This is a genomic window from Caballeronia sp. AZ10_KS36, from assembly GCF_023631105.1.
In the GTDB taxonomy this organism is placed as follows: domain Bacteria; phylum Pseudomonadota; class Gammaproteobacteria; order Burkholderiales; family Burkholderiaceae; genus Caballeronia.
The window spans coordinates 207,002-220,851 of sequence record NZ_JALQDQ010000037.1 but is presented as its reverse complement, the minus strand read 5'-3'; the positions used below and the strand labels follow the sequence as shown (position 1 = coordinate 220,851).

Annotated in this window: 9 protein-coding genes; 6 read left to right on the top strand and 3 right to left on the bottom strand. The window is 63.1% G+C overall.

The window, feature by feature from the left end; all coding sequences use genetic code 11:
- Positions 1-30: 30 nt before the first annotated feature.
- Complete coding sequence (locus NCR35_RS23495) at positions 31-222, bottom strand: hypothetical protein (RefSeq protein WP_250536323.1); 192 nt, start codon at positions 220-222, stop codon at positions 31-33.
- A gap of 702 nt (positions 223-924) precedes the next feature.
- On the opposite strand from NCR35_RS23495, the gene NCR35_RS23490 reads away from it, so the two are divergent.
- The 4 genes from NCR35_RS23490 to otnC all read left to right on the top strand — a co-directional run bounded on the left by NCR35_RS23490 (position 925) and on the right by otnC (position 5,979).
- Positions 925-2,667 (top strand): hypothetical protein, encoded by a 1,743-nt coding sequence (locus tag NCR35_RS23490; protein ID WP_250536322.1) that lies wholly within the window; start codon positions 925-927, stop codon positions 2,665-2,667.
- 190 nt (positions 2,668-2,857) lie between these two features.
- Positions 2,858-3,919, top strand: coding sequence for a sugar-transfer associated ATP-grasp domain-containing protein (locus tag NCR35_RS23485; protein ID WP_250536321.1), 1,062 nt, complete (start codon positions 2,858-2,860; stop codon positions 3,917-3,919).
- A gap of 102 nt (positions 3,920-4,021) precedes the next feature.
- Positions 4,022-5,323, top strand: a complete 1,302-nt coding sequence (gene otnK / locus NCR35_RS23480; protein WP_250536320.1) for a 3-oxo-tetronate kinase — start codon at positions 4,022-4,024, stop codon at positions 5,321-5,323.
- A complete protein-coding gene (gene otnC, locus NCR35_RS23475; RefSeq protein ID WP_250536319.1) occupies positions 5,320-5,979 on the top strand; it encodes a 3-oxo-tetronate 4-phosphate decarboxylase in 660 nt (219 codons plus the stop codon). The genes otnK and otnC overlap by 4 nt, the downstream gene beginning before the upstream one ends.
- Positions 5,980-5,995: 16 nt before the next feature.
- Here otnC and NCR35_RS23470 read toward each other — a convergent pair whose 3' ends face one another.
- On the bottom strand, positions 5,996-8,989 hold the full coding sequence (locus tag NCR35_RS23470) for a response regulator (RefSeq protein WP_250536318.1): 2,994 nt from the start codon (positions 8,987-8,989) through the stop codon (positions 5,996-5,998).
- A 261-nt stretch (positions 8,990-9,250) separates the two neighbouring features.
- Here NCR35_RS23470 and NCR35_RS23465 point away from each other — a divergent pair, with 261 nt between their 5' ends.
- Both NCR35_RS23465 and poxB read left to right on the top strand, forming a co-directional pair.
- A complete protein-coding gene (locus NCR35_RS23465; protein WP_250536317.1) occupies positions 9,251-10,321 on the top strand; it encodes an SDR family oxidoreductase in 1,071 nt (356 codons plus the stop codon).
- A 79-nt stretch (positions 10,322-10,400) separates the two neighbouring features.
- Positions 10,401-12,122, top strand: coding sequence for a ubiquinone-dependent pyruvate dehydrogenase (poxB, locus tag NCR35_RS23460; protein WP_250536316.1), 1,722 nt, complete (start codon positions 10,401-10,403; stop codon positions 12,120-12,122).
- Between the two features lie 58 nt (positions 12,123-12,180).
- Here poxB and NCR35_RS23455 read toward each other — a convergent pair whose 3' ends face one another.
- On the bottom strand, positions 12,181-13,509 hold the full coding sequence (locus NCR35_RS23455; RefSeq protein WP_250536315.1) for a tyrosinase family protein: 1,329 nt from the start codon (positions 13,507-13,509) through the stop codon (positions 12,181-12,183).
- Positions 13,510-13,850: the final 341 nt, after the last annotated feature.

Genomic DNA, 13,850 nt, shown 5'->3' with positions numbered 1-13,850 from the left:
GTTTTGCGGTCGTTGTCGCTCGTTATTGCGTCAGGTGCCTTTCGGGTATGCGATATCGCGTTCGCGCGACACGTCGCCCGGATTGCCTCGCTCACGGCGTGCGGCCATGCGGTGTTGCAGCCAGTCGCGCGCGAGCACGATGCGCAAGGTGCACATTGCGACCACCCAGATGAAGCCCGATGCGGGTGCATCGAACAGGCGTATAAGCGTCGTCCTTTTCATTCACGATCCCCGAGAAACGTGCGGTCTTTCGCATCTTTGCCGGCGTGCTTCGTTTTTCCATGGCATGTATCGCGCGGCTGTGCGTTTGTGCTGCGAGTCTAGCCCGGTTGCGATGTTCGCCGTTATCTCTATGTCGAGATGTGAGGGGTCCCGTACGCTTCTGTGTCGGGTTTGGCGCGCATCTGTATGTCAAATTCGGGTTTTCCACGCCGCGTATGCCGGGAAAAGTGCTCGTATCCTCGATTCGCAGTCGCGCGCGTTGGAAATCGCATTCTTTATCCGCCTCTCTGTATCTGACGCTTCGGTCCGCGTGACTCTCGCGCAGACACTTCGAGCGTCTGAGATTCGGCTTCGGCATTCGGCCGCTCGTGGTGCTTTGGCATTGTCCCGATCGGCGTTGCGTTGCGTGCGCATGCGCTGCTTCTTTCGGATGCCGAACCTTGACGATGCGCCGAACATGCGAATTCTCCTACTTCATTCCCAATCCACGTTAAGATAAATCCGACTTTTCGCGTCGGGCTATTACTTGCTTTTAGGCAACTGTATCGCTCGAAACATCGACACTTCGGATTGCTTGCCGATGAGCACGGAAGACGCTCAAGGCGACCGGCTCGCGACCACTTCCGATACCGAAAGCTCGTCCTTGCTGCGATTCGCAGCCGCCCGGCTTCACAGATGCATAGAAAAACAACGAGGGGAAAAATGAACAATAAAAGCGCATCAACCACACTTCATTCCAAACTGATTCGCCCGCTGTCGAGCCGCATCTGGGCCATCGTTTGCTGCAGTCTTCTGCCCGCATGCGGCGGAAGCAATAACGGCAGCGATGCCAACGTTCCGGCAACGACGGCCGCACCCGTCGCATCCCCCGCGCCCGCGCCGCAAGCCACCGCCGCTGATACCGGCTACCTTCCCATCTCGATCGAAAGCCTCAGCTATCCGATCAACTTCCTCCAAGCCTTCGGCCCGACGACGCAAGCAGCGCAACAGCGTCTCGTCGGTCAGGTCGGCGCGATGTGGTCATCGGGGTACGGCGCGCAACCCGGCATCTTTTCGATGGCCTACGCGCCCGCCTACCGCCTCTACTTCATGCCCGCCGGATGGACGGGCGCCGGCGCTGACTATCCCGCGACGCAACTCGGCTGGCTTTACTACCACCACTCGGACTGGATCGAATACGGCTCGGACGGCAACGTACTCTACGAATTCGGCGACACGCGCTATCCGGTCGTGGACATCGTCAATCCGGCGGTCCGGCAGCATCTGTTTCAGTCGATGGCAGACCACGCGAGCGGCTATCAGGCGTTGTCCATCGACAACGTCAGTACTGCGAACGTTCGTAACGGGACCGTCTATCAAAGCGGGCACTATAGCGGCACCGTTTCCCCGTGTCCGGCTTCGTTGCGACCCGCATGTGGCGGAACGTTCGTCACGCAGTACGCATCGGCCGACGATGCGAGCTGGAGCACAGTCAACCTCGACTACATCAAGTTTCTCAGCGGGCAAGCGAAAGCATTGGGCCTTGCGACGGTGGCCAATGTGAGCTATCAAGGCGGCGCTATGTGGACCGACATCGCCGATGCAGTGAGCGGCGTGGTCGAAGAGAACGTGCCTCAACATCAAGGCACGACTTTGGCGAACAGGTGGTACAACGGCTTCATGATCGACGATCTCTTCGCCGCGCATCTGTACAACGCCGAACGCGCGAGCCAGAAGTTCTACGGCGCGATCAGCTATCTCGACGGACACGACACCAATGGCATGACGCGCGCCGAAGAGACGTGGGCGACCGCATGGCTGCTGCTCGTTACGCAGAGCACGCAGAACTACCTTTCTGCCGCGCAAATATCGTCGCGCGCGGCGCAAAAGTATCCGCCGTCGATGGGCGGCTACGTCGACCTGGCGCTGACCGGCACATTGACGCGCGGCAGCGCGACGGTCACCGGCCTCGCCAGCACGCGCGGGCTTTCGGCGGGGCTACGCGTGAACGGCGCGGGCATCGCGCCGGGTTCGACTATCGCAAGCGTGGACTCATCGACGAGCGTCACGCTCGACACGGCGGCGACCGCAAGCGCCACGAGCGAGAACCTTTCGTTCAGCGGTTTCCCTCCGTTGCCGGTCGGCCGGCCGGTTGCGCCGCCGCCTTTGGTCGATCCGTACGCGTCGCCGCCTGTCGGCGCATGCGGCTGGGTCAACGACGCCAATGCCGGCGTATGCGCGCGGCAGTATTCGAACGGATGGGTCTACGTCAACGCGGTGTGTCAGTACGACGGCGCGGCGTGCGGAGTTGCATCGACTTCAGTCACGATACCGCCGGCGGCCTCGGGAAGCCGTTGGTACGACCAATACTGCAACGTGGTGCCCGACGGACGCTACGCACTCGCCGCAGCGACAGCGCTTGTGATCGCGCGCGGTTCCGCAGATGTGTGTCCGTGGCCGCAATGACGCGTGCGCGACGCATCGCCACTTCATATTCGTATGCCAAAAGCCGCCCCATTTGTCTGATCAGGCCGCCCGCCAAAAGCCAGCCGTTTCTCGCCACGACGCCTTTCCTTAAGGGTTTCGTTAGTTACGGCCGGTAGGCTCTGTTGCTCGATAAAGTCAAACAACAAAGCTCGATCAGAGCGGAACCGCCATGCCCGCACCGTACGTCGCAAGCCTCGTCAAGATCTCGTGGAAGAACCTTTCGCAACATCGCTTTCACCGGAAGCATGCACGGGAGGCGCGCGAGGTGCTGCGCAGCATCGAGAGCAGGCAGGGCAGGACGAACGCCGGGCAGTTGCGGCTCGCGGATGCGTACGCGCGCGACGTGCTCGGCGACGCGTGCTATGCGCCGTGGCTCCACGTCTATACGGCGTTGAACGGCCATTTCAAGGAAGGCTGGATTCCGGACAACTACTACGGCTGGATCGTCGTTCCGAAGATGAAAGGCCTGTACGGGCAGATGTCGCATCTGAAGCCCGTGTCGCGGCTGCTCTTTCAGGACGACGCATTCCCCGATCTCGGCTACTACGTCAACGGCATCTTCTACACGGCCGATCACATCGCGATTCATAAATCGCAGGTCGCGAACTTCGTTTTCAGCACGACGGACCGGATCGCCTTCAAGCTCGATCACTCGATGCAGGGCAAGGGCGTCTTTCTGATGGACCGCAAGGACTTCGATGCCGAGCGCATCAGCCAGCTCGGCAACGGCGTGCTGCAACGCTTCATCGTGCAGCACGCGACGTTCGACCAGTTCGCGTCCAAGGCAGTCGCGACGGTGCGGCTGACGACGGTCGTCGACGACGCCGGCGCCATCTCGCTGCGCGCCTGCTTCTTGCGACTCGGCCGGTCCGCGGACACGTATATTCGCCCCGACAGCGAAGTGTGCGTGCCGGTGCATCTGGAGAGCGGGCGGCTCTTCAGCACAGGCTATCTGAGCGACTGGACGCGCGTGGACGCGCACCCGGATTCGAAGATCCGCTTCGACGGCGTGACCTTGCCCGCGTTTGCAAAGTGCGTGGAAAAAGTCATGGCGCTGCACGCGAAGGCGCCGTTTGCGCGCTGCGTCGGCTGGGACCTGACCGTCGATATCGACGAAAACGTGCTCGTGATGGAGTGGAACGCCGAGCATAACGACGTGAAGTTCAGCGAGGCCACGCAAGGGCCGTGCTTCACCGATCTGAAGTGGGAAACGTTGCGGCCGATGGCGTAAGCGTCTTTGCGTTATGGTCTGAGCCAACGCGTGGGTCCACCGTGCATTGCGCCACCGCTTTTGCACCGTTCGCCCGTACAATCGTCGCAACGGAGGTCGCACATGCACACATCCACCCGGCATCCCGTCCTGGGATGCATCGCCGACGACTTCACCGGCGCCACCGATCTCGCGAGCATGCTCGTGCGCGGCGGCATGCGCACGGTTCAGACTATCGGCGTCCCCGCCTCGGACACGCGCCTCGACGCGGACGCCGTGGTCGTCGCGCTCAAATCGCGCACGATCGAAGCGGCCGATGCCGTCGCCCAATCGCTCGCGGCGCTCGACTGGCTGCGCGCGCAGGGTTGCCGCCAGTTCTTCTTCAAGTACTGTTCGACGTTCGATTCCACCGATGCCGGCAACATCGGCCCGGTCGCCGAGGCGCTGCTCGACGCGCTCGCCGGGCAAAGCGGCGCGGACTTCACGATAGCCTGCCCCGCGTTCCCCGAGAACAAGCGCACGGTCTATCGCGGGCACCTTTTCGTCGGTGACGCGCTTCTTAGCGAATCGGGCATGGAGCATCATCCGCTCACGCCGATGCGCGACCCCAACCTCGTTCGCGTCCTCCAACGGCAAAGCAAATCGAAGGTCGGTCTGATCGCGAGCGATACGGTCGCCGCGGGCGCCGATGCCGTGCGCGGCGCGATTGCCAGCCTGCGTGCCGATGGAGTGCGGCTCGCCATTGCCGACGCGCTCACCGACGCCGACCTGCGCACGCTCGGCGCGGCCTGCGCCGATCTCGCGCTCGTCACGGGCGGCTCCGGCGTCGCCATCGGCTTGCCGGAGAACTTCCGGCGCGCCGGACTCATCGAGCCGAACGACAAGGCAGCGGACCTGCCCGCCGTGGAAGGCGCGGCGCTCGTGCTGGCGGGCAGCGCATCGAAGGCGACCAACGCGCAAGTAGCCGAGTGGATCGCGGCACGGCCGGCGTATCGCGTCGATCCCCGCGCGCTCGCACGAGGCGAGGCGGTCGTCGACGAGGCGCTCGCCTTCATCGACGCGCACGCGCCGCAGCCGGTGCTGGTCTACGCCACGGCTTCGCCCGATGAAGTCAAGGCGGTGCAGCAAGAGCTCGGCAGCGCGGCGGCGGGCCAGCTCGTCGAGGATGCGCTCGCCGCCATCGCCCGTGAAGCCCGCGCGCGCGGCGTGCGCAGGTTCGTGGTCGCGGGCGGCGAGACATCGGGCGCGGTGGTGCAGGCGCTCGGCGTTCAGATGTTGCAGATCGGGCCGCCCATCGATCCGGGCGTGCCCGTGACCGTGAGCGTCGGCGATACGCCGCTTGCGCTGGCGTTGAAGTCCGGCAACTTCGGCGCGCGCGATTTCTTCGACAAGGCGCTGCGTTACATCGAGGGAGAGCGCGCGTGAGCGACACCGTCATTGCATCGGCCAGCGACGCGAAGCTGCGCGAGGAAATCTGCACGGTCGGCGAAAGTCTCTACGCGCGCGGCTACACGGTGGGCACGGCGGGCAACATCAGCGCGCGCTGCGACGACGGCTGGCTCATCACGCCGACGGATGCCTGTCTCGGCCGGCTCGATCCCGCGCAGATCGCCAAGGTGGATGCGCAGGGACGGCACGTTTCCGGCGCGCGGCCCTCGAAGACGCTGGAGTTGCATCGGCGCATCTACGAGCGCAGTCCTGAAACGCGCGGCATCGTGCATACACATTCGACGTCGCTCGTTGCGCTGACGCTCGCGGGCGTCTGGAGCGACGAAGACGTGCTGCCGCCGATCACGCCGTACTACGTGATGAAGGTCGGCCACGTACCGCTCGTGCGATACCGCCGCCCCGGCGACCCGCAGGCGGCAGCCGAAATCGCGGCGCGCGCAGCCGACGTGCGCGCCGTGCTGCTGGAGCGGCTCGGGCCCGTGGTATGGGAGCGCAGCGTCTCCCATGCGTCGTATGCCCTCGAGGAACTCGAAGAAACCGCGCGTCTCTGGCTGATGACCACGCCGCGCCCCGCCCCGCTCGACGATGCCGCCATCGACGAACTGCGGCAGAGCTTCGGCGCGCGCTGGTAGCGTTCACCCAAAGAGCCTATAGCGAGCCGTCTCTGGCGGCGTGCCCGTCCGATGCCGATTCGGAAAACTGCGCAAGTACCGCGTTCAGGCTCGCGAGCGTATAAGGCTTCGCCAACACCGTGCCGATGCTGTCGGCGCCCGCTTCGATCGCCTCGCCGTAGCCGGTCGCATAGATCACGCGCAGGGCGGGCTGCTCCGCCTTGAGCCTGCGCGACAACGCGACGCCGTCCATGCCCGGCAACCCGACATCGGTGAAGAGAATGTCGAAGTCGCCCTTGGCGAACGACGCGAGCGCTTCCTCCGCACTGGCAACGGCCGTCACCCGATGCCCCAGCGCCCGAATGAGTTCGAGCGCCATCTCGCGCAATTCGGGGTGATCCTCGACGACGAGCACGCCGAAGCGCTGCGGCAACGGCGCGACCGGAGGCACGGTCTCCCGTGCCGGTTGCGAACGCGCGAGCGCGACCTGCTTCCGGTTCGACAGCATGTGCCGGATCTTGCGCGCAAGCTGTTCGCGCCGATAAGGCTTGGTCAGCAGTTGCACGCCGGCGTCGAGCCGTCCGCCATGCACGATCGCGTTTTGCGTGTACCCTGAAGTGAACAGCACTTCGATGTTCGGCAGGATCGCCTTCGCGCCTCTCGCGAGCTCGGGGCTGCGCAGCTTGCCGGGCATCACGACATCGGTGAACAACAGGTCGATGGCCAAGCCGCTCTGCAAGATGCCGAGCGCGCTCTCGGCGTTGTCGGCCTTGAGCACCTGATACCCGAGCTCGCGCAGCATCTCGACGACGGTGGTCTGCACGGCCCGATCGTCTTCCACGACGAGAATAGTCTCCGTGCCGCCGACGACCGGCGCCGCTGCGAACGACGTGGTCTGCACCAGGGCTTCGTGCGAGCGCGGCAGATAGATCTTGATCGTGGTGCCGTGCCCTATTTCGCTGTAGATCTTGAAGTGTCCGCCGCTTTGCTTGACGAAGCCATACGCCATCGAGAGACCGAGGCCCGTGCCGACGCCTTCCGGCTTCGTCGTGAAGAACGGATCGCATGCACGCTCCATCACTTCGCGCGTCATGCCGGTGCCGGTATCGGAGATGGCGAGCATCACGTACTGGCCCGGTTCGAGATCGGCGTCCGATGCGACGTAGTCGTCGTCCAGCATCGAATTGCTGAGTTCGATGGTGAGCTTGCCGCCGTCGGGCATGGCGTCGCGGGCGTTGATCGCGAGATTCAGCACGACGTTTTCGAGCTGATGCGGGTCGACCTGCACGTTCCATAGCCCGCCCGCGAGGACCGTCTCCATGACGACCGACTCGCCCAGCGCGCGACGGAGCATGTCGTCCATGCCCGCGACCACGGGAGCGAGGTTCGTGACGACCGGCTGCAACGGCTGACGCCGCGCGAACGCCAGCAGTTGCGAAGACAGTTTCGCGCCGCGCTCCACGGCGCTCGCCGCGGTGTCCACGCGCTTGATCGCCGTCTCGTTGCCGGCAACGGACGCAGACAGCAGTTGCAGATTGCCGCCGATCACTTGCAGGATGTTGTTGAAGTCATGCGCGATGCCGCCGGTGAGCTTGCCGATGGCCTCCAGCTTTTGCGAACGCTGCAACGCGGCTTGCGTCTCTTCGAGTTCGCGCGTGCGCTCTTCGACCAGCACTTCGAGGCTCGTTTGATAGCGCTCCACTTCGTCCTGCGCGAGCTTTTGCACAGTGACGTCCTGGCCTTGAACGAAGATGCCGACCACTTCGCCGTCGTTGCCTGCAATGGGCTGATAGACGAAGTCGAGAAAGCGCGTTTCGAGCGGTGCGCCGTCGCGCGGCCGGATCATGACCGGCACGGCCTTGCCGACGAAAGGCTCTCCCGTGTCGAACACGCGCGACAGCAATTCGATGAACCCTTGTTCGACCACTTCGGGCAACGCATCCCGCACGCGCTTTCCGACGAGATCGCGATCTCCTATCAGGCTGCGATACGCCGCGTTCGCCAGTTCGAATATGTGCTCGCGCGTGCGCAACACGCAGACGAAACCCGGCGCCTGCTCGAAAAGCCGCAGAAGGCGAGCGTTATCGACGTGCAGTTCCTTCGCCAGTTCCAGCGCGCGGCTCGTGCTTTCCAGTGCCTCGGTGCGCTCGACGATGACCTGTTCCAGTTCGCCTTGCTTGCGTTTGAGCGCCTCTTGCGCTGCGACCTGATCGGTCACGTCGTTGCCTTGCGAGAAGATACCGACGACCACGCCCGCGTCATCGACGATAGGTTGATACACGAAGTCGATGAAGCGCACTTCGCTCTCGCCGCCCGCGAGAGGGTCGACACGCAACGGCACGGCGCGGCCGACGTACGGGCGCCCTGACTGGTACACCTCGTCGAGCAGTTCGAAGAAGCCTTGCCCGGCGAGCTCGGGCAGTGCCTCTCTCACAGGCTTGCCGATGATCGGCCTGAATCCCGCGAGCCGGTGATGCGCGCCGTTCTGTAGCTGATACACATGCTTCGGACCCCGAAAGAAACATACGAAGCCCGGCGCCTGTTCGAAAAGCCGCAGCAACTCGTGATATTCGCGCGTGCGCGCATCGAGCGCCAATGCTTTCTGACGCTCGGCTATCTGCCTCGCTTCATGCTGCACGGTAATGTCGCGCGTGATCTTCGCGTAGCCGACATGGTGCCCCGAATCGTCGAACAGGGAATCGAGCACGACGTGCGCCCAGAAACGCGAACCGTCCTTGCGCACGCGCCAGCCTTCCGATTCGAACTTGCCTTCGCGCACCGCAATGTCCAGCGCGCGCGAGGGCAAGTCGGTCGCGCGGTCTTCTTCGGTATAAAACCGTGAGAAGTGCTGACCAATGATCTCATCCGGCGCATAGCCTTTGATGCGCTCGGCGCCGACGTTCCAGCTCGTGACCAGCCCGTTCGGAGAAAGAAGATAGATCGCGTAGTCCCTGACCCCCGCGATCATGCGCTCGAAGTGTCCGCTGCCTGAACCGGCAGAACCGACGAGACCCTGATCGTTGACATCCATGTGGCGATACCCCGGCGCTTCGGCGTTTTTTCGAGTGCTGCATTCTACTGCGCCTGGAGAGCGATGGCCCGTGCCTGACGGCGTTACGCGAGACGATGGCGTTGCAGCGTTGCGCGTCGAGTAGTTCTTACATCGCCGATGCGGGCAAGAGGGCAGTTTTGCCGGCCGCGTGTCATCGCCATGGCGATATGCACGTCCTCAGCAAGGATCATCGCATTACGTCACACTGGCACATCGATCAATTCAACCGGCAAGACTGCAATGAACAAACAAGCACTCATCATCGGCGCGACCGGCGTCATCGGACGCAATCTCGCCGAACACCTTCAAACGCATGGCGACTGGTCCATCACCGGCGTTTCGCGTGGCCGCACGCCTGCGCCCGCCGGCGTCGAATCGATCGTCGCGGATCTCACGTCGGCGTCGTCGGTCGCGCAGGCATTGAGCGGCCGCGACTTCACTCACGTCTTCTTCACCGCATGGTCGCGGCAAGCGACCGAAGCGGAGAACATCCGCGTCAACGGTGCAATGGTCGCCAATGTCCTCGCGGCATTGGGGCCGTCGGGCGCGCTCGAACATGCGGCGCTCGTGACGGGCCTCAAGCACTATCTCGGGCCCTTCGAAGCCTACGCCAGAGGCGAGATTCCGGCCACGCCCTTCCGCGAGGAACAAGGCCGGCAGCCCGTCGACAACTTCTACTACGAGCAGGAAGACCGCTTGTTCGATGCAGCGCGCCAGTTCGGCTTCGGATGGAGCGTGCATCGGCCGCACAGCATCATCGGGTTCGCCATCGGCAATGCAATGAACATGGGCGTGACGCTCGCCGTCTATGCGAGCATGTGCCGGGCAACCGGCGAACCGTTCGTGTTCCCCGGTTCGGCCGCGCAATGGCACGGCCTGACCGACGTGACGGACGCGCGTCTTCTCGCGCGGCATCTGGAATGGGCAGCGACCTGGCCCGAAGCGCGCAACGAAGACTTCAACGTCGTGAATGGCGACGTGTTCCGCTGGAAATGGATGTGGGAGCGCATCGCCAATTACTTCGGTATCGAGCCTGCGCCTTTCGATGGCGAGACGAGACCGCTGGAAGGCCGCATGCAGCAGGCCGCCAAGACGTGGGCCGAGATCGCGGCGCGGCATGCACTGGCAGAGCCGGAAGTAGACAAGCTCGTCTCCTGGTGGCATACGGATGCGGATCTCGGACGTCCGATGGAAGTACTCACGGACATGACGAAGAGCCGCAAGGCCGGCTTCCTCGATTATCAGAGCACGCCTGACTCGTTCTTCGCGCTGTTTGATCGTCTGAAGCGCGAGCGCATCATTCCCGAGTGAGTTTGTCACGCTGTCGTTTCAGCGACGCCTTCTGAGTCGATCACATCGCGCATGGTGCGCGTTTTCTTCAGGAAAGCACATGGCCAAGCATTCAATCGCGGACTATCTGGCAAAGACACTCGCCGCAGCAGGCGTCGAGCGCATCTGGGGCGTCACGGGCGACAGCCTCAACGGTCTCGCGCACAGCCTCGACGCGTTAGGCACCATTCGCTGGATGCATACGCGGCATGAGGAAGCGGCCGCGTTCGCCGCAGGCGCGGATGCCGCGACCACGGGCCGGCTTGCCGTATGCGCGGGCAGTTGCGGACCGGGTAACCTGCATCTCATCAACGGGCTATACGACTGTCATCGCAATCGTCAGCCAGTGCTTGCCATCGCGGCGCATATTCCGTCGACGGAAATCGGGCTCGGGTACTTTCAGGAAACGCATCCGCAGACGTATTTCAGCGAATGCAGTCACTTCGTCGAACTCGTGTCGAACGCTTCGCAGTTTCCGCGCGTGCTGGAGCGCGCCATGCGCACCGCGCTGGAAGAGCGCGGGGTCGCGGTAATCGTGCTGCCGGGCGATGTCGCGCTGTCCGAAGGCCCCGATGCCCCCGCGCACTGGACACCGACGGCGCCGCATACCATCGTGCCCGCCGACGCCGAACTCGACAAACTCGCGCATATGCTGAACGGCTGCGATGCGGTGACCATCATGTGCGGCAGCGGCGTTGCAGGCGCGCATGACGAAGTGGTCGCGCTCGCGGATACGCTCGGCGCGCCGATTGTTCACGCGTTACGCGGCAAACCGTTCATCGAATACGACAATCCTTTCGATGTGGGCATGACCGGACTCATCGGCTTCAGCTCCGGCTATCACGCGATGATGTCGTGCGACACGCTGCTGCTGCTCGGTTGCGACTTCCCCTATCGGCCGTTTTATCCGCCGAACGCGCAAATCGTGCAGGTCGACAACCGGGGTTCGCAACTTGGCCGGCGCGCGCCGCTCGCGCTCGGTCTCATCGGCACGGTGAAGGAAACGGTCGCGGCGCTCATGCCCCGCCTGCAACGCAAGACGCAGCGGCGCTTCCTGGAAAACGCGCTGGAACACTATGCGGATGCGCGCAAGGAGCTGGATCATCTCGCCACGCCATCCGCGCCTGACCGCCCCATCCATCCGCAATATCTGACCAAACTCGTCGACGAGGCCGCAGCCGACGATGCCATCTTCACCGTCGATGTCGGCACGCCCACGCTATGGGCCGCGCGATATCTGTCGATGAACGGCAAGCGTCAGTTGCACGGATCGTTCAATCACGGCTCGATGGCGAACGCCATGCCGCAGGCGCTCGGCGCGCAGGCGGCGAATCCGCATCGGCAGGTGGTTTCGCTTTCAGGAGACGGCGGGCTTTCCATGCTGCTCGGCGATCTGCTCACGGCCGTGCAGCATGAGTTGCCGATCAAGGTCATCGTCTACAACAACAGCCTGCTCGGCTTCGTTTCGATGGAGCTGAAGGCTGCGGGGTATCTCGACACCAACGTCGATCTATCCAAGACGGACTTTTCGCAGATCGCGAAGGGCGCGGGCATCTGGTCCGTGCGCGTGGAGCAATCGGAGCAACTGGAAGGCGCGCTCAGGGATGCGTTCGCGCATCCGGGCCCGGCGCTCGTCGACGTCGTGACGGCCAAGCACGAACTCGCGATTCCGCCGTCCATCGACTTCGCACAGATGAAAGGCTTCAGCCTCTACATGCTGCGCGCGGTGTTCAGCGGTCGCGGCGATGAACTGATTGAACTGGCGCGAACCAATCTGCGCTGAGATGCCAAGGACGGATCGCGTCGCGGCGTGCAGTTCGCCGCGACGCGATGATCTGCGGCTATGGGGCATCCGTGCCGAGTTCGATGCGCGCCTCGTTGATGGAAACAGCGATTCCCTTCGGCGAATTCGCCCCGCTCACGCGCACGAAGGAAATCACGACGTCGTTCACATTCGAAATGCCGAGTTGCGCGAGCACTTCAGTGACGTCGTAGTCGATCGCGTTCATACCGTGATGCGCGGCGGTCGCAACCTGGAACGCGCCCAACGTGCCGATGAAGTGCTGTGACTTCACGGCGTCGACATCGCCGCTTGCAGGAAGATTCAGATAGACGTTATAAAAGAAGCCGCCCTTTCTCGCCGCTGCGGGCATCGCGATGCCATCGAGCACGACCTTCACGTATTGGAACCCGCTCGTTGCCTGCGGCGTCGCCTGCAATGCTTTCGACGATTCGCTGAGTCCAGCCGCAGGGGAAGACGTCAACACGTCTTTCAAAGCCGTGGCGTTCGCGGCCTGCAGCGGTATGCTCGCGCTGATCGAGGTCTCGCCCAATACGACGCCCTTCACGCCTCCCAGGGAGCGGCGCGTCGCCGACACCGTGCGCCCGGGGCTCGGCGTGAATGCGCCGGTCTGCGGCCGCGCCTGAATGGCGCCGATCTGTGCTTGCACGCGAATAATCCTCCCTTGTTGCGCCTGTCGCGGCAGCACAGCGGGCATGGTGTCGTTGGCGTAGTCATAACTCATCCCGGTGGTCGTGCGCGTTTTGGACTTCGAGATGGTCAAGCCCTTCGCATACGTGAAGTAGCCGTTCCAGTAGCTGCTGGTGGCCACCGGCACTCTGCTCGTCGAGCGCAACGACCATGCGTTCCACAGGCGATCGATATTGCAGTGATGCAGGTAGAAGATCGGATCGATCGGCGCGGTGGCGATATCGGCCATGTAGTTACCGATGATGTCATGAACCGGATTGTGCGGCGCGTTTTCGAGCTTGGGCTCGAATGCGTTGCTGGTGCCGCGCTGGAAGTTATACACGCTCGAAGAGAAAGGACTCAAATCGAGCGCCTGATAGACATTGGTATTGATCCGCGGGACATAGAGCGGATTGCTGCTCGCGGTATCTGTGAATTCAGAAGGGATCACCGGATACGTGTAGTAATCCCAGTAGGGCAAGGTCAACGTTGCGTCGCCGGATACGGTTCGCAACTGTTGCTCGAGGTAATACAGGTAACCGCGATGCCACGTCAGGAAATAGGCGGCGCTGTGCGGGCAGTAATTGTTGTGAACATCGACCCAGTACTGCCACGATGAGGGGCTCCTTCTGTCGGTGGAGGCTTTCATCGTGCGCACCGCGTTGAGATACGACGCATAATGCGGCGTGGTTTTGAACACTTGCCATTCGAGTCTGATAAATGGAGCAGTGGCCGCTACGCCCCACCGTGGAAGCGATGCAATAGCGAGTGCGGACGCCGTTCCCTTCAGAAACGCGCGTCGCTTAGTCGAATTGGAGACCATACACCCCCCAGGGAGCGCACAAAGAGGACCTGCAAGGCGGCCCTGAGCGGGTGCGTTGCAGCAGAACGGACGGCCGGTTTTCTACGCTGCCCCGGCGCTTAGAGTATGGACCACCGCAACGAACGTTCAATGCGTTATTTGCATTCCGAAATATAGAATGTGCGGTAGGCCACATAGCAGGTGTGCATGCGTTCGGAGATGGCCCCGCGCATACGCTC

Excerpts from the sequence above, each read along its gene's own strand:
- NCR35_RS23495 (WP_250536323.1), bottom strand. The coding sequence starts at position 222 with ATGAAAAGGACGACGCTTATACGCCTGTTCGATGCACCCGCATCGGGC.
- NCR35_RS23490 (WP_250536322.1), top strand. The coding sequence starts at position 925 with ATGAACAATAAAAGCGCATCAACCACACTTCATTCCAAACTGATTCGC.
- NCR35_RS23485 (WP_250536321.1), top strand. The coding sequence starts at position 2,858 with ATGCCCGCACCGTACGTCGCAAGCCTCGTCAAGATCTCGTGGAAGAAC.
- otnK (WP_250536320.1), top strand. The coding sequence starts at position 4,022 with ATGCACACATCCACCCGGCATCCCGTCCTGGGATGCATCGCCGACGAC.
- NCR35_RS23470 (WP_250536318.1), bottom strand. The coding sequence starts at position 8,989 with ATGGATGTCAACGATCAGGGTCTCGTCGGTTCTGCCGGTTCAGGCAGC.
- NCR35_RS23465 (WP_250536317.1), top strand. The coding sequence starts at position 9,251 with ATGAACAAACAAGCACTCATCATCGGCGCGACCGGCGTCATCGGACGC.
- poxB (WP_250536316.1), top strand. The coding sequence starts at position 10,401 with ATGGCCAAGCATTCAATCGCGGACTATCTGGCAAAGACACTCGCCGCA.